The sequence below is a fragment of the Bacillus sp. UNC437CL72CviS29 genome, from assembly GCF_000482345.1.
Taxonomy (GTDB): Bacteria; Bacillota; Bacilli; order Bacillales; family Bacillaceae_G; genus Bacillus_A; species Bacillus_A arachidis.
On the sequence record NZ_KI535303.1, the window covers coordinates 32,292 to 51,989 of the forward strand.

At 38.3% G+C, this 19,698-nt stretch carries 18 protein-coding genes and 1 other annotated feature; of the genes, 3 read left to right on the forward strand and 15 right to left on the reverse strand.

The window, feature by feature from the left end; genetic code table 11:
* Positions 1 to 149 precede the first annotated feature (149 nt).
* The gene (locus M014_RS0121185) at positions 150 to 362 is read left to right on the forward strand and encodes a hypothetical protein (protein WP_026593469.1); all 213 of its coding nucleotides are present in this window, start codon (positions 150 to 152) and stop codon (positions 360 to 362) included.
* Positions 363 to 408: 46 nt separating this feature from the next.
* On the opposite strand, the gene M014_RS0121190 is transcribed toward M014_RS0121185, so the two are convergent.
* The 7 genes from M014_RS0121190 to cymR form a co-directional block, all read right to left on the reverse strand.
* The gene (locus M014_RS0121190) at positions 409 to 537 is read right to left on the reverse strand and encodes a YrzQ family protein (RefSeq protein WP_001102898.1); all 129 of its coding nucleotides are present in this window, start codon (positions 535 to 537) and stop codon (positions 409 to 411) included.
* Between the two features lie 18 nt (positions 538 to 555).
* Positions 556 to 744 (reverse strand): hypothetical protein, encoded by a 189-nt coding sequence (locus M014_RS0121195; RefSeq protein ID WP_000490499.1) that lies wholly within the window; start codon positions 742 to 744, stop codon positions 556 to 558.
* Positions 745 to 885: 141 nt separating this feature from the next.
* On the reverse strand, positions 886 to 3,222 hold the full coding sequence (gene recD2 / locus M014_RS0121200; RefSeq protein ID WP_026593470.1) for an SF1B family DNA helicase RecD2: 2,337 nt from the start codon (positions 3,220 to 3,222) through the stop codon (positions 886 to 888).
* Positions 3,223 to 3,325: 103 nt separating this feature from the next.
* A complete protein-coding gene (locus M014_RS0121205; RefSeq protein ID WP_026593471.1) occupies positions 3,326 to 3,985 on the reverse strand; it encodes a tetratricopeptide repeat protein in 660 nt (219 codons plus the stop codon).
* A gap of 110 nt (positions 3,986 to 4,095) precedes the next feature.
* On the reverse strand, positions 4,096 to 5,211 hold the full coding sequence (gene mnmA / locus M014_RS0121210) for a tRNA 2-thiouridine(34) synthase MnmA (RefSeq protein ID WP_026593472.1): 1,116 nt from the start codon (positions 5,209 to 5,211) through the stop codon (positions 4,096 to 4,098).
* Between the two features lie 16 nt (positions 5,212 to 5,227).
* Positions 5,228 to 6,373 carry a cysteine desulfurase family protein gene (locus M014_RS0121215; RefSeq protein WP_026593473.1) on the reverse strand — a complete coding sequence of 382 codons (1,146 nt, stop codon included), beginning with the start codon at positions 6,371 to 6,373 and terminating at the stop codon, positions 5,228 to 5,230.
* Between the two features lie 35 nt (positions 6,374 to 6,408).
* Complete coding sequence (gene cymR / locus M014_RS0121220) at positions 6,409 to 6,825, reverse strand: cysteine metabolism transcriptional regulator CymR (protein WP_000704117.1); 417 nt, start codon at positions 6,823 to 6,825, stop codon at positions 6,409 to 6,411.
* Positions 6,826 to 7,128: 303 nt separating this feature from the next.
* Between cymR and M014_RS0121225 the strand changes: the two genes are divergently transcribed.
* Positions 7,129 to 8,415, forward strand: coding sequence for a replication-associated recombination protein A (locus M014_RS0121225; RefSeq protein ID WP_026593474.1), 1,287 nt, complete (start codon positions 7,129 to 7,131; stop codon positions 8,413 to 8,415).
* Positions 8,416 to 8,452: 37 nt separating this feature from the next.
* On the forward strand, positions 8,453 to 9,103 hold the full coding sequence (locus M014_RS0121230) for an RsfA family transcriptional regulator (protein ID WP_026593475.1): 651 nt from the start codon (positions 8,453 to 8,455) through the stop codon (positions 9,101 to 9,103).
* A 92-nt stretch (positions 9,104 to 9,195) separates the two neighbouring features.
* Here the strand turns inward: M014_RS0121230 and M014_RS0121235 are convergent, their stop codons facing one another.
* From M014_RS0121235 to recJ, 8 genes are all read right to left on the reverse strand, one after another.
* Positions 9,196 to 9,963: a tRNA threonylcarbamoyladenosine dehydratase gene (locus M014_RS0121235; RefSeq protein ID WP_026593476.1), complete on the reverse strand. Its 768-nt coding sequence runs from the start codon at positions 9,961 to 9,963 to the stop codon at positions 9,196 to 9,198.
* Between the two features lie 171 nt (positions 9,964 to 10,134).
* Entirely contained in the window at positions 10,135 to 11,910 is a 1,776-nt protein-coding gene (aspS, locus tag M014_RS0121240; RefSeq protein WP_026593477.1) for an aspartate--tRNA ligase, read from the reverse strand.
* A 12-nt stretch (positions 11,911 to 11,922) separates the two neighbouring features.
* Positions 11,923 to 13,194: a histidine--tRNA ligase gene (gene hisS, locus M014_RS0121245; protein WP_026593478.1), complete on the reverse strand. Its 1,272-nt coding sequence runs from the start codon at positions 13,192 to 13,194 to the stop codon at positions 11,923 to 11,925.
* 68 nt (positions 13,195 to 13,262) lie between these two features.
* Positions 13,263 to 13,494, reverse strand: a binding site (T-box leader).
* Positions 13,495 to 13,548: 54 nt separating this feature from the next.
* Positions 13,549 to 13,725, reverse strand: coding sequence for a hypothetical protein (locus tag M014_RS29775; protein ID WP_003200475.1), 177 nt, complete (start codon positions 13,723 to 13,725; stop codon positions 13,549 to 13,551).
* A gap of 175 nt (positions 13,726 to 13,900) precedes the next feature.
* Positions 13,901 to 14,341 (reverse strand): D-aminoacyl-tRNA deacylase, encoded by a 441-nt coding sequence (gene dtd / locus M014_RS0121255; protein WP_026593479.1) that lies wholly within the window; start codon positions 14,339 to 14,341, stop codon positions 13,901 to 13,903.
* A 17-nt stretch (positions 14,342 to 14,358) separates the two neighbouring features.
* On the reverse strand, positions 14,359 to 16,545 hold the full coding sequence (gene relA / locus M014_RS0121260) for a GTP diphosphokinase (protein WP_026593480.1): 2,187 nt from the start codon (positions 16,543 to 16,545) through the stop codon (positions 14,359 to 14,361).
* Positions 16,546 to 16,758: 213 nt separating this feature from the next.
* Positions 16,759 to 17,271 (reverse strand): adenine phosphoribosyltransferase, encoded by a 513-nt coding sequence (locus M014_RS0121265; RefSeq protein ID WP_026593481.1) that lies wholly within the window; start codon positions 17,269 to 17,271, stop codon positions 16,759 to 16,761.
* A 47-nt stretch (positions 17,272 to 17,318) separates the two neighbouring features.
* Entirely contained in the window at positions 17,319 to 19,658 is a 2,340-nt protein-coding gene (gene recJ / locus M014_RS0121270) for a single-stranded-DNA-specific exonuclease RecJ (RefSeq protein ID WP_026593482.1), read from the reverse strand.
* Positions 19,659 to 19,698 lie beyond the last annotated feature (40 nt).

A 19,698-nucleotide genomic window follows, 5' to 3' on the forward strand; every position in this document is an offset into this window, starting at 1 on the left:
ATAGGGAAGGTTATGTGCAAAACTTTTAAAAAAATAACCGGACTAAAATAATTTCATACGGGCCATACTGTTTTTTAAAAACTTACATATATTTAACCTAATACGAACAAGCTCTTAAGTCAGCTCGAACATAGGGGAGGAGATATAAAATGATTTGGTTCATGCTCATCCTTTCAGCACTTTTTATGATACTAGAATGGATTTGTATTGGATTTGGTATTTGGAAGGGATTCTTCACACGTTCAACGCGAAAGGAACGTGCAAAACAGCTATGGTATTATGGGGTTCTTGGTATTGGATGTTACGGGCTTTCTTATCTTTTTTCTGAAATTGGACTGTTTTATTTATATACAAGTACATGAAAAAACTCCCTAATAAATAAGGGAGTTCTTCACTTTATAGAAATGATTATAGATATGATTTAATCATTTTACGCGCTCTTTTCATATTTCGTTTGGAAAATACGTCTTGTTTACGTGCATATTGATACGCTGCAGCCCCAATACCTAATGCGATTAATGAATTGCGTACGTTCAAAGTAAATCCCCCTTTTGATTATCCGATAGTTCGTTCATTCTCATCAAATAAATCATCAAGAGAACTAAGCGAGCCATCTTCCTCTACTTGATGCGTATGGATTTTCCCCTTTGAAACCGATAATTCAATATAACAGTTCCAGCAATAAAATTGGTTGACACCTATTTTCCCAATATCTTTTCCTTTGCAATTTGGACAACTGAACATATGGCTTTCATCTCCTTACAGTCTCCCAGATCCTATTCGCCATTATGTCCAAACTGCATTCATTTATACATACTAGAACTGCCTTATACTTTCAAAATAACGCTTTCTATATTGAAAGTTTCACTATATAATTTCACCTTGTTACATAAAATCATACGGTGAAATGTTTTCCACATCCATCTCCTGACCATCAATTGTAACCATTTGTACTTCCTCTTTTGATTCCTGCAAGCGATCCGCTAATGTTGTTTGCCGCATTGAATCATCAAGACGATTCACACCTGATTGAAAGGCTGATTCTTCTCCGCAAATAATTAAAAACTTTTTACTTCTCGTAATAGCTGTATAAATTAAATTACGACGCAGCATGCGGTAATAGCTCTTTACAATCGGCATAATTACAATTGGGAATTCACTTCCCTGTGACTTATGGATTGAACAACAATATGCATGCGTAATCTGATTTAAATCTGGCTTTATATATGTTACTTCAATCCCGTCAAATGAAATAACAATCATATCTTGTTTCTCGACATTCTCCTTTGCATAAAAGACAGAAACAATTTCTCCAATATCACCATTAAACACCTGGCTTTCTGGTTGATTTACGAGCTGCAGCACTTTATCACCGACACGGTACACGACATCACCATAGGCAATTTCTCTACTCTTTTCTTTTTTTGGATTAAAGACCTCTTGCAGCGCTTCATTTAACACATTAATCCCTGCCGGTCCGCGGTACATAGGTGCTAATACTTGTACATCTCTTGCACTAAATCCTTTCGCTTTTGCGTTTTCACATACTTGCTTTACAACCTCAACAATTTGAGTACCTGAGCAACCAATAAACGAACGATCTTTTTTATTTTGTGCTAAGTCTGGTGGAAGCGTTCCATTTTTTATTGCATGGGCAAGCTGAATAACGGATGACCCTTCTGCTTGACGGTAAATCTCTGTTAACTTCACTGTCGGAATCGCCCCAGCATCTAATAAATCCTTCAATACTTGCCCTGGCCCTACAGATGGCAATTGATCTTCATCACCTACAATGATGACTTGAATATTTGTTGGTAATGATTTAAATAGTTGATTTGCAAGCCAAATATCAACCATTGAAAATTCATCGATAATAAGTAACTTCCCTTGCACCGGATCCGTTTCATTACGCTGGAAAGATCCTTCTGGCGTCCATCCAAGTAAACGATGAATTGTACAAGCAGGAAGTCCTGTCGACTCACTCATTCGCTTCGCAGCGCGGCCTGTCGGAGCTGTTAACAAAATCGGAAACGGATTATCATCACTATAATCTTTCGGATTTAATGATAAACCATGCAAGGAAGCGTACATTTCGACGATTCCTTTAATTACAGTTGTCTTCCCTGTGCCCGGTCCACCTGTTAATAGCATCATCGGCTTATGAAGAGCAGTTTGGATGGCCTCTTGTTGAAACGGCGCATACTGTACTTTTAGCTGCTCTTCAATTTTCCCTAACGTTAATAGTACTTCTGCTTCAGGAAACGAAGGTGTCTCTTCTTGATTCATGAGACGGCGAATTGATTTGACAACGCCCTTTTCAGAATAAAACAGAGATGCCAAATAAATACGCTCGTCTTCGATAATGACTTTCCCTTCTCCTTGCATCATTTCAACACACTGCACTACATCTTCTTCTGCCACAGCGCTTTCTTGCTTATTTAAAAGTGACATTGTTTCTCGAACAAGTTGACCTTTTTCCATAAATACATGCCCATCTTGCAGTGAAACATTCTCTAGTGTATAGAAACATCCCGCACGTACACGGTCATTATGATTCCCTGATATACCAAGCGCTCGTCCTATATCATCCGCTCTTCCGAATCCTATACCATCTACTTCCTCAATCAGTTGATACGGATTGTTCCGAATTACCTCAAGCGTCATTTCTTTATACTGCTGATAAATCTTAATCGAGAGCTTCGTTCCAAAACCATAACCATTTAAAAAGCTCATGACTTTTTCAAGACCCTGGTGTTCAATAATTGTGTCATAAATCTCTTGTGCTTTCTGCTTATTTACAACACCTTCTAATGCAGCAGGGTCGTCCATAATTTTAGAAATTGCATGTTCCCCAAGATAATCAACAATCTTTTCTGCTGTTCTCTTCCCAATTCCTTTAAATAAATCACTTGCTAAATATTGCACCATACCTGTTTTGGTTTGGGGTAACTCTTTTTTAAATGTTTCAACTAAATATTGTTTTCCGTACTTTGGATGGTCTTTAAAATGCCCTGTTAATGTAAATACTTCGTCTTCATGCATACGGGGAAAGTGACCGTTGATCATCACTCTTTTTTCGTCATATGTTTCATTTGTTTCAATGATTTTCATACTGACAACGGAATAGAGGTTTTCTTCGTTGTGGAAAATGGTATGAAGAACTTGTGCTTTTATAAATTTTTGCTCTTCCTCAAACAAATCCATTGCATGTTGATTTCCCATATCGCCTCTCCTTTCCGGTTTTTCTCACTCTAACGAGCAGTACAGCCCCCACCTTTCTCCTTCACAATCAGATGAGGGGTAACTGCACGTTAAAATCTAATTTTTATTCGCCTTCTTGCTCTAATAAACGAATACCATTCCCTGCTAAAAAGTGATCTGGCTGAATTTCAGTCGCCTTCTTAAATAAGGCAAGTGCTTTCTCATTATTTTCTTCAAATACGTAAGCAACACCTAGATTATAATACGCATCTGCATGCTCTTCGTCCATTTGTAATACTTTTTCAAAATAAGGTTTTGCGTTTTGAATATGCTCTAGTCGTGCAAAGCATAATCCGCATTGGAATACTGCTTCTACATCTGACTCATCAAGTTCAGCTGCTCTTTGTAAAAACGGCAGTGCAAGAAGATCATTTCCAAGCTGTACATGTGTAATCCCAAGCATAAATGTTACATCAGCTGATTGTAACCCAGCTTGCATAGCTTGTTCAAAAGCAACTTTTGCTTCTGAAAATTGTTCTTGTCCATAATATATGTTTCCGAGTCCATAATAGGCGGCAGCTGATTTTTCATCTAATTCTAACGCGCGTTTATAAAATAGAATTGCACGCTCGCTATCGCCTAACACATCTAATAAATTCGCGAAATTAATGTATCCAAGCGCATCTTTCGGATTTTCTTCAATTGCCTCTGTAAAGTTTTTAGCTGCTTCTTCCCAGTTTCCTTCTTGCATATATTGAATGCCTGTTTCAAGCTTATTTGACATGTTCCTCACCTCTACAACAAATTATAACAAAGAATCTATTTTCCGAGCGAACAAAAATTCGCTCTTTAAAAAAGAAACCTCTGACCGCGAATCGGCAGAGGCTCTCATTTTTACCCTAAATAATCTAATTTCTTGCCACTACGATATACTTCATCAATCGTCGCGCCGCCTAAACATTCATCTCCATCATAGAAAACAACTGCTTGCCCGGGCGTAATGGCACGAATTGGTTCATCGCAAAGGATACGAACGGTATTCTCATCAACAATTTGAACCGTTACCTTGTTATCTTCTTGACGATAACGAAACTTCGCTGTGCATGTAAATTCTTTCTCTTTCGCCCTATTGCTTACCCAGCTTACATTTGTAGCAATAACTTCATCTCCGTATAAAAGTTCATTGTGGAATCCTTGATCAACGTATAAAATGTTTTCTTTCAAGTTTTTTCCAACAGCGAACCAAGGATCACCATTACCACCAATACCAAGGCCATGACGTTGTCCAATTGTATAGTACATTAAACCGTCATGTTTCCCTTTTACTTCGCCAGATAATGTTTGCATCACACCTGGCTGAGCTGGTAAGTAGTTGCTTAAGAAATCTTTAAAGTTACGTTCACCGATAAAGCAAATACCTGTACTATCTTTTTTCGTCGCTGTTGCTAAACCAGCTTCCTTCGCCATTTCACGAATTTGTGGTTTCTTTAATTCGCCTAATGGGAACATTGTTTTTGATAGTTGCTCTTGGCTTAATTGATTTAAGAAATATGTTTGATCCTTATTATCATCAACACCGCGGAGCATTTTATATTCGCCGTCGATATAAGCAACACGTGCATAATGACCTGTTGCTACATAATCGGCACCAAGCGCGATTGCATGCTCTAAAAAAGCTTTAAACTTAATTTCTTTATTACACATTACATCTGGGTTTGGCGTACGACCAGCTCGGTACTCATCTAAAAAATACGTAAATACTTTATCCCAATATTGCTTTTCAAAGTTTACTGCATAATATGGGATGCCAATTTGATTGCACACTTCAATTACATCGTTATAATCTTCCGTTGCTGTACAGACACCATTCTCGTCTGTATCATCCCAGTTTTTCATAAAAATTCCGATTACATCATAGCCCTGCTTTTTTAATAACATCGCTGCTACTGATGAATCAACGCCACCGGACATTCCGATGACAACACGTGTTTCGTGAGGTAGTTTGTTCATCATGTCACCTCCTATGCTAGTCTTGTGTTAATCGCTTCACGATTTTCACTGTTTCGTACGCTGCTTTTTCCACTTGTTCTTTCGTATTCCCAAGCCCAAAACTAAAACGTACGGATGAACGTATTTGATCGGAATCTTTTCCAAACATCGCTACTAGCACATGCGACGGGTCAATAGAACCAGCTGTACATGCAGAACCACTCGATACTGCAATCCCTGCCAAGTCTAAGTTTACAAGAAACGGCTCAATATCCATTCCTGTAAAACTTACATTAAACACATGTGGTAAGCGATGTTCTAAGTTTCCGTTTACCTCAAAAGTAATGTCTTCTTTTTGAAAGACAGATACCATTATATCTTTAAATCCTTCATATTGGGCAATTTTTTGCTCACGGGTTGATTCTGCCAACTTAACAGCTTGTTCTAGCCCAACGATGCTAGGTACATTCTCAGTACCTGCACGGCGTTTTCGCTCTTGTTCCCCGCCTGTTAATAACGGTTCAAATTTCACAGCTGTGCTAGCATATAAAAACCCTACACCTTTTGGACCATTAATTTTATGAGCAGATATAGATAATAAATCAATACCCATGTCCTTCACATCAATCGCTGTTAAACCATAGGCTTGTACAGCATCTGTATGAAAATAAGCTTGATGCTCTTTCAACAGTTCTCCGATTTCTACAATCGGTTGCACCGTACCAACTTCATTATTCCCAAACATAACAGATACAAGAATTGTTTCATCTGTTAATGCCTCTTTCACATCAGAAATTTGAACACGGCCCGTTTCATCAACTGGTAAATACGTCACTTTGAAACCTTCTCGCTCTAACACTTCACATGTATGCAAAATAGCGTGATGTTCAATTTGCGCCGTAATAATGTGCTGTCCTTTATTGCGATTTGCACGCGCTACACCTAAAAGCGCTAAATTATCAGCCTCTGTACCACCGCTTGTAAAAATAATTTCATTTGGATTTGCATTGATGCTGCGTGCACATGTACGTCTCGCTTCATCTACCGCATGACGAGTTTGGCGTCCATAAAAATGAATACTAGACGGATTACCAAATATTTCTGTCATATATGGAATCATCTTTTCGACTACTTCTGGGTGAGCCGGAGATGTCGCAGCATGATCTAAGTAAATGCGTTCCATCAGATCTCCTTCTTTCCAAATCGTTTCACAAGGAATTAAATGTAAAACATATAACCCCCATGATTTTCTTCTTCATAGCGTACTAAATCTTCTAAAGTTGTACTATCTAATACTTCTTGTACCGCATCACGAACACGCATCCATAACTGACGCTGTGCTGGTTCTTCCTCTTCTATCATTTCAACAACGCTAATCGGACCTTCTAAAACTCTAATAACATCGCCTGCTGTAATGTTGACTGGTTGATCCGATAATACATAACCACCATATGCACCTCGCGTACTTTTTACAAGACGAGCGTTACGAAGTGGAGAGATTAACTGCTCTAAGTAATGTTCAGATAGGTCATGTGCCTGCGCAATTGATTTTAAAGAAATTGGGCCTTCGCCAAACTTTTTCGCAAGATCGATCATAATTGTTAAGCCATAACGGCCTTTTGTTGAAATTTTCATCTATTTCGCACCTCTTTTCAAAAATTCACTTCTATTAGTTAAATCTTTATTCGTAAGAAGAACACAATATAAAAATCAAAATCCTATGAAATTATAGCATAATATAGTATTATAAGAAATTTCAACTTGTGTATTCAAATATCATAACACAAAATCACATTGAAAAACTCGGAAATTATTACAATAAAGAGAAAATTAAAAATATTAATCAAGACTCCTTATATAAAATTGCATCACATTTCAGTTTTTCACGAAAAAGATGATACCATAGAATAAGATTATACATTAAGGGAGACGGTCATGATGAAACAACCACTCGCACATCGAATGCGCCCGGTAAACATTACAGAAATAATCGGACAGCAGCATTTAGTTGGTGAAGGGAAAATTTTATGGCGAATGGTGCAGGCAAACCATTTTCAATCGATGATTTTGTATGGTCCACCCGGCACAGGAAAAACATCAATTGCTAGCGCAATCGCTGGCAGTACAGGGACGCCGTTCCGCCTATTGAATGCAGTGACTCACAATAAAAAAGATATGGAAGTTGTCGTGCAAGAAGCAAAGATGCACCGCCACCTTGTTTTAATTTTAGATGAGGTCCACCGCTTAGATAAAGTAAAACAAGACTTTCTCTTACCACATTTAGAAAGCGGGCTTCTTACATTGATTGGTGCAACAACAAGCAACCCATTCCATGCAATTAACTCCGCTATCCGTAGCCGTTGTCAAATCTTTGAACTACACGCACTAACAGAAGATGATATTTTAATTGGTCTAAAACGAGCGCTTGAAAATAAAGAAAAAGGTTTAGGTGAATATCATGTAACTGTTACAGATGAGGCCTTTCGTCACTTTGCAAATGCATCAGGTGGAGATATGCGCTCTGCTTATAACGCCCTTGAGCTCGCTGTTTTATCTAGTTTTACAACAGATAATCAAGCGGTAGAAATCACACTGGAGATTGCAGAAGAATGCTTACAAAAGAAAAGCTTCGTTCATGATAAAGGCGGAGATGCTCATTATGATGTCTTATCAGCGTTTCAAAAGTCAGTGCGCGGAAGTGACGTGAACGCTGCACTTCATTATTTAGCGCGCCTTATTGAAGCTGGAGATCTACAAAGTATCGGGAGACGTCTTCTTATTATGGCATATGAAGATATTGGACTTGCTAGTCCACAAGCTGGACCACGGACGCTCGCTGCCATTGAAGCTGCAGAACGCGTCGGATTTCCAGAGGCTCGCATTCCACTTGCCAATGCAGTTATCGAACTTTGCCTTTCTCCAAAATCAAATTCAGCATACAAGGCGCTTGATGCTGCGCTTCACGACTTACGAAATGGACAAACAGGCGATGTACCAAGTCATTTAAAAGATAGTCACTATAAGGGTGCTGAATCATTAGGTAGAGGCATTGGATACTTATATCCGCACGATTATCCGAATGGATGGGTACAGCAACAATACTTACCCGACAAAATTAAAAATAAGCAATATTATAAACCGAAAACGACTGGAAAATTTGAACAAGCACTTTCAAGCGTATATGAAAGATTGCAAAGTTCGCATAAAAGCAAACCAAAAGGGTAATCTAAGCGAAAACGACATCATAATGGAGGTTTCGCTTATGAAAACACGCCAAGATGCATGGACAGGAGAAGATGATCTCCTTTTAGCAGAAACCGTTTTACGACATATTCGCATAGGAAGTACACAACTAAAAGCGTTCGATGAAGTCGGTGACAAATTAAACCGCACTTCTGCCGCTTGTGGCTTTCGTTGGAATGCTGAAGTCAGACAAAATTATGAGGACGCCGTACAGCTCGCTAAGAAGCAGAGAAAAGAGTTAAAGCGTTCTGAAGCAAATGTAGAAAAAGAACAACTATTACAACCAAAACAAAAAAAGAAAGTCGTAATTGATGTTGAATTTTCCGAAGAACCTGTTTCTAATAAACATTCTCTTACAATGCAAGATGTAATCTCATTCTTACAAAACTTAGGACACAATCATCCTCACTTAGAAAAGATACAAAATGAAAATGAAGACTTGCATACAAAGCTTGTCTCCTTACAAAAAACAAACGATGAACTAGAAGTCAAACTAGCAGCTTTAACGAAAAAACAACAAGCAATCGAAGAAGATTATGCAATGCTTGTTAGAATTATGGACCGTGCTCGAAAACTTGTGCTAGTAAATGAACAAGAGGATCAAATTGCTCCTATTTTTAAAACAGATCAGAACGGGAATTTAGATATTATATATTCAGCGGAAAATTAAAGAACTTCCCACCTAACATGAAAAGGTGGGGAGTTTTTTTATATAAAAATTAAAAAGCGCATACTCCCAGTGGAATATACGCTTTTCCCTAATTATTCTTGTCCCACACGTTTCACTTCTACATTCTTTAAACGTTCACGCACAACATGGCTCGCCATAATTAAGCCTGCCACAGATGGTACGAATGCATTTGAGGAAGGTGGTAATTTCGCTTTACGAATTTTTGCATTTTCATCTGGAACGATTTCTTTACGCACCTCTTCGCGAATTACAATTGGGTTTTCGTCAGAGAATACAACTTTTACACCCTTTTTAATCCCTTCTTTACGAAGCTTCGTACGAATTACTTTCGCAATTGGGTCTGTATGTGTTTTTGAAATATCCGCAATACGGAAACGAGTTGGATCCATTTTGTTTGCTGCACCCATACTCGAAATCATTTTAATCTTACGTCGTAAGCATTGTTTAATTAAATGAATTTTGAACGTAATTGTGTCTGATGCATCCACTACGAAATCTAAACCGTGCTTAAAGAAATCTTCATACGTTTCTTCTGTATAGAACATTTCTAATGCAATAACTTCACAATCTGGATTAATATCAGCAATACGCTCTTTCATTAGCTCTACTTTTGAACGTCCTACAGTAGAAACTAATGCATGAATTTGACGGTTTACATTTGTAATATCAACAACGTCTTTATCAACTAATACAAGGCGTCCTACGCCAGAACGTGCTAATGCTTCTGCTGCAAATGAGCCTACGCCGCCAATTCCTAAAATACCAACTGTACTATTTTTTAATATTTCAAGGCCTTCTTTTCCGAAGGCTAATTCATTACGTGAAAATTGATGTAACATGCGTTCTACACTCCTATTACAAAAATGGTCTACCATGTATTCTAGCGTTTTTCCGACTATTTGTATAGAAAAAGTTACACAACTACTAAAAATACCTTTCTAACAAGAAAAATACACAGAATCCCTAAAAAAAACTAGATGCGGTTAGTATACCCCATCTAGTTTCTGTTCTTACTTCTCTTCTTTTACGTTTAACTGTAAGCTAAGTTCTTCAAGCTGCGCTTCTGCAACTGGGCTTGGCGCATCTGTTAACAAGCAACTTGCGCTTGCTGTTTTTGGGAATGCAATTGTATCACGAAGGTTTGTACGGCCTGCAAGTAACATAACAAGACGGTCTAAACCTAATGCGATTCCACCATGTGGTGGTGTACCATATTCGAACGCTTCTAATAAGAATCCAAATTGCTCTTGCGCTTCTTCTTGAGAGAATCCAAGTGCTTTGAACATTTTTTCTTGTACATCACGCTCATAAATACGAAGTGACCCACCGCCAAGCTCATAACCGTTTAATACAAGGTCATATGCTTGTGCACGCGCTTTTTCTGGTGCTGTTTCTAGTAACTCTACATCTTCACGGAATGGCATTGTGAATGGATGGTGTGCCGCGAAGTAGCGATCAGCATCTTCATCATACTCAAGAAGTGGCCAATCAGTTACCCATAGGAAATTAAATTTGTTTTCGTCGATTAACTCAAGTTCTTTCCCTAAGCGTAAACGAAGTGCGCCTAAGCTATCTGCAACAACGCTCTTCTTATCTGCAACGAATAATAATAAGTCGCCTGCAGCTGCTTCTAATGTATTCATTAACACACTTGCATCTTCTTCACCGAAGAATTTCGCGATTGGTCCTTTTAAGCCATCTTCTTCAACTTTTAACCAAGCTAAACCTTTTGCACCGTATACTTTTACAAATTCAGTTAATGCATCGATATCTTTACGAGAATATTTACTCGCTGCACCTTTTGCATTAATTGCTTTTACTTGTCCTCCGCTTTCTACAGCGCTTGTGAATACTTTGAATCCACATCCTGCTGCAAACTCAGATAGGTCAGTAAGCTCCATTGCAAAGCGTGTATCTGGCTTATCAGAACCGTATCGAGCCATTGCATCCACATATGTCATACGAGGGAATGGCGCGTTAATTTCTACACCTTTTGCATCCTTCATCACTTTCGTCATCATGCGTTCCATCATTTCTAGAATTTCTTCTTGTGTTAGGAATGATGCCTCGATGTCGATTTGTGTGAATTCTGGTTGACGGTCCGCACGTAAATCTTCATCACGGAAACAACGTGCTACTTGATAATAACGCTCAAATCCACCGACCATAAGAAGCTGTTTAAATAGCTGCGGAGATTGAGGTAATGCATAAAACTCACCATCATGCACACGGCTTGGTACTAAATAGTCACGTGCACCTTCTGGTGTACTCTTTGTTAAGATTGGTGTTTCGACTTCTAAGAATTCTTCTGAATCTAAGAAGTTACGAATTGTTTTTGTTACATCATGACGCATTTTAAATGTGTTATACATAACAGGACGACGCAAATCTAAATAGCGATATTTTAAACGAACATCTTCTGATGCATCTGTATCATCTGTAATAATAATTGGCGTTGTTTTTGCTGCATTTAGTACATTTACTTTTGTAGCTTGTACTTCAATACGTCCAGTTGCCATATTGTCATTAATTGCACCTTGTGCGCGCTCAACAACTGTTCCTTCTACGTGAAGCACGTATTCGCTACGAATTGTTTCTGCTACCTCTAGTGCTTCTTTAGATGTTTCCGGGTTAAATACAACTTGCACAATACCTGTACGGTCACGTAAGTCGATGAAAATTAATCCACCTAAGTCACGACGCTTCTGTACCCAACCTTTTAATTGAACGGTTTGTCCAACTGCTTCTACTGTTACTTTTCCACATGCATGTGTTCTTTCAGCCACTATGAGTTCCCCCTATATTAATTTCTCTGCCACGTATGAAGCGAATACATCTAATGCAACTTCTTCTTGCTCACCTGTTGCCATGTTCTTTAAGTTAATGATGCCTTTATCAAGCTCATCTTCCCCTAATACAGCTACAAATTTCGCATTCAAACGATCTGCTGATTTAAATTGTGCTTTCATTTTACGATCTAAATAATCCTTTTCAACTGATAACCCAGCCCTGCGAAGATCAAACGCAACTTTTGCAGCATGATCTTTCGCTTTGTCCCCAAGTGCTACAACATAGCAATCAATGTTCTGTTCAATTGGAAGCTCAATGTTTTCAGCTTTTAATGCCATAATTAAACGCTCAATACTCATCGCAAAACCGATACCAGGCATTTCTGGACCACCGATTTCTTGTACAAGACCGTTATAACGACCGCCACCACTTAATGTTGTAATTGAGCCAAACCCGTCTGCTTCACTCATAATTTCAAAAACAGTGTGCTGATAGTAATCTAAACCACGCACTAGGTTCGGATCTTTTTCAAACGGAACACCCATCATTGTTAATAGTTCTTGTACTTTTTCATAGTACGCTGTTGATTCTTCATTTAAGTATTCTGTAATAGATGGCGCCGCGTCCATTAATTCATGATCACGATCCTTCTTACAGTCTAAAATGCGAAGTGGGTTTTTCTCTAAACGAGATTGGCAATCAGAACAGAACTCGCCAATGCGAGGTTCGAAGTGAGCAATTAACGCCTCACGGTGCGCTTGACGACTTGCTGAATCACCTAAACTATTTAAAACAACTTTAATGTTTTTTAAGCCCATACCGCGGTAAAACTCTACAGCAAGTGCGATTACTTCTGCATCGATTGCAGGATCGTTACTACCGATTGCTTCGATACCGAATTGTACGAATTGACGATAGCGGCCTGCTTGTGGTCTTTCATAACGGAACATTTGACCGATGTAATATAATTTCGTAGGTTGCGTCGCATCACCGTACATTTTATTTTCAACGTAAGAACGTACAACAGGTGCTGTTCCTTCTGGACGAAGTGTTAAGCTACGCTCTCCACGATCTTGGAATGAGTACATTTCTTTTTGTACGATATCTGTTGTATCACCAACACCGCGTAAAAATAATTCTGTGTGCTCAAAAATTGGTGTACGAATTTCTTTATAGTTGTAACGACGGCAAATTTCGCGTGCTTGCCCTTCGATATACTGCCATAACTCAACACTACCTGGAAGAATATCTTGCGTTCCGCGTGGGATTTGAATAGACATATTCAGTTCCTCCTCAAATTGTTTTAATCTTATTAAAAATAAAAAACTCCCGCCTCTACTGATTATCCAGTAGGGACGAGAGTATTATACCCGTGGTGCCACCCTAATTGAAGCACGTATGCTTCCACTTTTTTAATAACGCTTAAATTTGCGTTCAATCTCTACTAAGCCTATAAGCCGTTCAAGTTGAAACCTACAGAGTGTCATTCAATCAGTCATCATGTAGAAATGTTTTCAGCCTAGGACATTTCTTCTCTTTTCATGTGTATCCAATCTACTCTTCTCTATCATCGGTTCTCTTCATATGTAAATATAAAATTACTATACGTTTGTTCCGGACGATTGTCAAGTGCCCTAGGAGCGTTCAATCTGCTTCTTTAAACGCTTTACATCTTGCAATGAAATACCAAATTCAGATGCAAGCTCCATAGAAGTATTATTTTGTTCTCTTGCAATAAACTCATGAAAATTCACGTTAAATAATTGGTTTGCACCATTTGTAACAGAATGACCTTTTTCATTCATACGCATACGTGTATCCCTCCCAATCAACATGGATGTTTTTACTTCTATTGTTCCATATTGATGAGTCGGTTATACACAAATACGAAAGAGAACCGACTACCGCTTCCATATATCTCTTTTTTTATAAAAACCCCTTTTAAAAAATAAAAAAGAGAGGATAGCGCATCCCCTCTTTTCATTATTATTTACTTTCCAAAATTAAGGTCACCGGACCATCGTTTATTAAAGAAACATCCATCATTGCTCCGAACCTTCCCGTTTCTATGTGCAATCCTTGTTTACGAAGTTCTTCATTAAAGAAATCGTACAAGCGCTCTGCGTAATCTGGTTTCGCAGCACTCATAAAGTTTGGACGTCTTCCTTTACGGCAATCCCCGTACAATGTAAATTGTGAAATAGAAAGAACCTGTCCATCCATGTCTAGTACAGAATGATTCATCTTCCCATTCTCATCTTCAAAAATACGTAAATTTGCAACTTTTTCAGCGATATACGTTGCATCTTGTTCTGTATCTTCATGCGTGATTCCAACTAGCAATGTTAAACCGAACGGAATTTGTCCTACAATCTCACCATCTATTGTAACAGACGCTTCCTTTGATCGCTGTAAGACAACTCTCATAATTTATACACTCCCTATTAATGCATCATGCGGCGTACTGCATAAATTTCTGGAACTCTCTTAATACGCTCTACTACCTTTTTCAAATGATGTAAATTACGAATGGAAATAGACATATTGATCGTTGCCATTTTATTGCGGTCGCTTCTACCTGAAACAGCTGAAATATATGTTTTCGTTTCTGTAACAGCTTGCAGAACTTCATTTAGCAAGCCACGGCGATCATAGCCAGAAATTTCAATATCAACGTTATACTCAATTTCTTTTTCTGGACTACCTTCCCACTCTACTTCTAGTAAACGTTCCTTTGCCTCTTCTGTATGCACATTGACGCAATCACGACGGTGAATCGATACACCACGACCTTTTGTAATATATCCGATAATATCGTCACCTGGAACTGGGTTACAGCATTTTGATAAGCGGATCAATAAATTATCAGCACCACTTACTTTTACACCCGAATCCCATTTACGAATTTTCATCGGTTTACGAACTTCTTTCACTTCCACAACATCTTGTTCTTCGTCACGCTGTTTACGGAACTTGTCCATTAAACGCGTTACAATTTGCGAAGCTGTTATTCCGTTATATCCAACCGCTGCAAACATATCCTCTTCATTCGCAAAGTTGTATTTCTCAGCTACACGTTTTAAGTTGTCAGGTGCTAACACTTCTTTCATCTCGTACTCTAAGCTTCGCACCTCTTTTTCAACAAGTTCGCGACCTTTTTCGATATTCTCATCTCGGCGCTGTTTTTTGAAAAATTGGCGGATTTTATTTTTCGCATGAGATGTTTGAGCAAGCTTTACCCAGTCCTGACTAGGTCCATAAGAATGTTTAGACGTTAAAATTTCAATGATATCACCTGTTTTTAATTTATAATCGAGTGTTACCATTTTCCCATTTACTTTTGCACCAATCGTTTTATTCCCTATTTCTGAATGGACACGGTACGCAAAGTCAATTGGAACAGAACCTAGTGGTAATTCCATGACGTCTCCTTTTGGTGTAAAGACGAATACCATATCAGAGAATAAATCAATTTTTAATGACTCCATAAATTCTTCCGCATTAGAAGCTTCATTTTGCCACTCTAGTATTTGACGGAACCATGTTAATTTTTTCTCTAGTGTACCTGTTGTTTCTGCTGCTTTTCCTTCTTTATAAGCCCAATGCGCAGCAATCCCGTATTCCGCAATTTCATGCATTTCTTTCGTACGAATTTGCACTTCAAGCGGATCACCTTTCGGCCCAATCACAGTTGTATGAAGTGATTGGTATAGGTTTGCTTTCGGCATTGCAATATAATCTTTAAAACGACCTGGCATCGGCTTCCAGCACGTATGAATAATTCCTAATACCGCATAGCAATCTTTAATACTATTTACAACAACGCGCACAGCTAGCAAATCATAAATTTCATTAAATTGTTTATTTTGAAGAGCCATTTTACGATAAATACTATAAATATGTTTTGGCCGTCCTGAAATATCAGGTTGAATCGCTACTTCTTTCAGTTTGTCACGAATACCCGTCATGACTTCATCTAAATATTCTTCACGCTCTGCACGTTTCCGCTTCATTAAGTTTACAATGCGATAGTATTGTTGCGGATTCAAATAGCGAAGCGATGTATCCTCTAGCTCCCATTTAATTGTATTAATTCCGAGTCTATGAGCTAAAGGTGCAAAAATTTCTAACGTTTCATTTGCAATACGACGCTGTTTTTCTTGAGGCAAATGCTTAAGCGTACGCATGTTATGAAGACGATCAGCTAATTTGATTAAAATCACACGAATGTCTTGGGCCATTGCAATAAACATTTTGCGATGGTTCTCTGCTTGCTGTTGTTCATGAGATTTGTATTTAATTTTCCCAAGCTTTGTAACACCATCAACAAGCATGGCAATTTCTTTATTAAATTCCCGTTCAATATCTTCTAGTGTAACCTCGGTATCTTCTACTACATCATGCAAAAAACCTGCCGACACTGTAGATGGATCCATGTGTAAATCAACTAAAATACCTGCAACTTGAATCGGGTGAATAATATATGGTTCGCCCGATTTTCTATATTGTTCGCTATGTGCATCACGTGCATATTCATAGGCACGTGCCACCAGCTCAATATCATCGTCCGCTAAATATTGACTTGCTTTCTCGAGTACCTGTTCAGCTGTTAGTACTTGCTCATTTGCCATCGAATCACCTTTTATTGAAAATTGACTTTTCCCTTACTCATTAGAATAAATTTTATTCTATCATTATAACCTAATGATTGTGAATTGTGAAAAGGAAAAGATTTTACTGATATTTCACCATACTTTTTTGTACAATTATACAAAAGTACCCGCTCCTCTCCAAGAGATTCACGGGTACTTTTTTCTATCACCGTAGTTTTACCTATATAATAATTAGTATTTTTCTAACACTAATACATCATAACCATCTAACATTTTGCGGCCATCCAAGTAAGTAAGCTCTACTAAGAATGCAATCCCTGCTACAATTCCACCAAGCTCTTCAACTAACTTAATTGTCGCTTCAATTGTTCCACCTGTAGCTAATAGATCATCTGTAATTAATACGCGTTGACCTGGTTTAATTGCATCTTTATGGATTGTTAAAACATCTTTTCCATACTCTTTACCGTAGTCAACTGTAATTACTTCACGAGGTAATTTCCCTAATTTACGAACTGGTGCAAACCCTACTTCTAACGCGTAAGAAACTGGGCAACCGATAATAAAGCCACGTGCTTCTGGTCCTACTACAAGGTCGATATTTCTTTCTTTTGCATAAGCAACGATTTCATCTGTTGCTGCTTTGTATGCTTTTCCATCGTTCATTAAAGGTGTGATATCTTTAAAAACGATACCTTCTTTCGGATAATCCGGTACAATTGCGATATGTTGCTTGAAATCCATATTTCTGAATCCTCCTCAGATATAAAAGGTCTGTAAATACAAGGCCCTTACCCTAACTGTGCTACTTCTTTATGATTACGAATCGTGTCAAACCATGTATATAGTTGCTGATATGTGCTATAAACCAACTCTTTCTCTAATTGAAGGTGGTTCATTTTCTCACGATATGTGTTCGATTCAATTAAATCACGCTTTTTCATTCCTTCTGCCATAAAAATGACACCGTCTTTTATTGTAACAAATTCTAACTCAAAAAACACCTGTGTCATGAAATTTACTGTATCTTTTGACCAACCTTTATGACGACATAACTGTTCCCCATATTGTCTTAAAGAAAATGGTGCCTTTTGGTGTAAAAAGGAATAGTACCATTTAAAGTGTTCCCTTGTTGGAACTGTACTAAATAAATGATTATTCTCCTGATAAAACAGTGTATAAATTCGCGCTGGAAATCCCGCCTTAAACAAACCGCGTAATTCGTCTGTTGACTTTGGTAAATCCATCAAAATAACATAGCGACCATCTAGCTCAGTGACTTCTGAAGCATGCATAAGTTGTTCTTTATATTCTTCTAAAGAAAATTTATTTAATACCTCTTCAGAAAAATATACCATTGTTACTTGTTCTTTCGGAATCTCTGATAAGTTCGATTCCACATTACGCATGCTGCGCCAATCAAACAACTGCCATGCATCTACCGCAATATCTTGAATCATGAGTTGTGGTTTTTTGAAATTATTCCATTCATTAATTGATGCCTCACCAACAATAGAAACGTGAGCGATTGGAGAAATTTCTTTCGCATAAGCTCCAAATCCAAATCCAATCGTATCTAACGTCGCCTGTCCTCCGCGAAGTGCCATTTTTAAATGAGACCCATCAGATCCAATTGCACGAATACTTTCTAATTCCGCATCTCTAACTGCAATACGCGGCTTCGGATTTCCAACACCAAATGGCGCTAGTTTTTGCATTTCTTCAATTGCCGAAAGCGTTACATCCTCTACTTTGCAAATCGCATCAACTGTTGTAATCGGAATAAAATCTTCAGGCTTTAAGATTGCATCTGCTTGTTCATTTAAACGACGGCGCAGTTCATCCACATCATTCATATGAAGCGTCATTCCTGCCGCCATTGGATGCCCACCAAAGTGAGGTAACAATTCTCTACAATCTGATAAGTTCGCAAACAAATCAAATCCTGCAATACTACGAGCAGATCCTTTTGCTGTTTGCTTCTCAGGATCAATACATAACACGATTGTTGGACGATAGAAACGCTCTACTAATTTAGAAGCAACAATCCCTATCACACCTGGATTCCATCCTTCTTTCGCAATGACTAATACTTTATTGTCCGCTGGAGGATAGTTGTTTTCTACCTCTGCAATCGCCTCTTCTGTAATTTGTTTTACAATATCTTTTCGAAGCTTATTCATTTCATCGATTTCTTCAGCAAGCTCTTTTGCTTCTTCTGGATCCTCTGATAAAAGAAGATGAACAGCCGGTGCCGCATCTTCTAAACGACCAATTGCATTAATACGCGGTGCAATTGAGAAGCCGATGCTTTCTTCCGTGATCTCGCTTTGTGAAACATTTGCTACTTTAAACAATGCTTTCAAACCAATATTTTTGGTCATTCTCATTTGTTTTAGTCCACGCTGCACAAGTAATCTATTTTCACCATGAAGTGACACTAAATCGGCTACCGTACCAATCACTGCAATTTCTAACAAATGCTCCGGTACACGTCCAAGTAATGCATGCGCTACTTTAAACGCAACACCAACGCCCGCTAAATAATGAAACGGATAGACGCCGCCCTCTAGCTTCGGATGAATAATCGCAAGCGCTTCTGGAAGTTCTGGTGGTGGCTCATGATGATCTGTAATAATAAGATCCATACCAAGCTCTTTTGCTATCTTAGCTTCATGAACTGCTGCGATACCTGTATCAACAGTAATGATAAGAGAAAATCCCGCACTGTGTGCCCAGCGAAATGCCTCTTCATTCGGTCCATACCCTTCCGTAAATCGGTTCGGGATATAGAACTCAACATCCGCACCTAGTTCTTGAAGTGCAAGGTATAATACTGTCGTACTACTTACACCATCGGCATCGTAGTCACCAAAAATTAAAATTTGTTCTCCATTTTGAATGGCTTGCTTTACACGTTCTACCGTACGATCCATTCCTTCAAGTAAAAACGGATCGTGAAATTCTTGCCCTGCTGTATTTAAAAAATCCACAATCTTATCTTCTGTATCTAAGCCTCTACCGAGGAATAACGAAGTAACAAGCGGTGATAATTGCAATTTACTTGCCAACTCACTTATCTGCTCTTCATTAAATGACTTTTCTTTCCAACGCGTCTTCGGTTGTAACACGAAATCACCCCTTAACCTGTCTATTATACAAGACAGATTA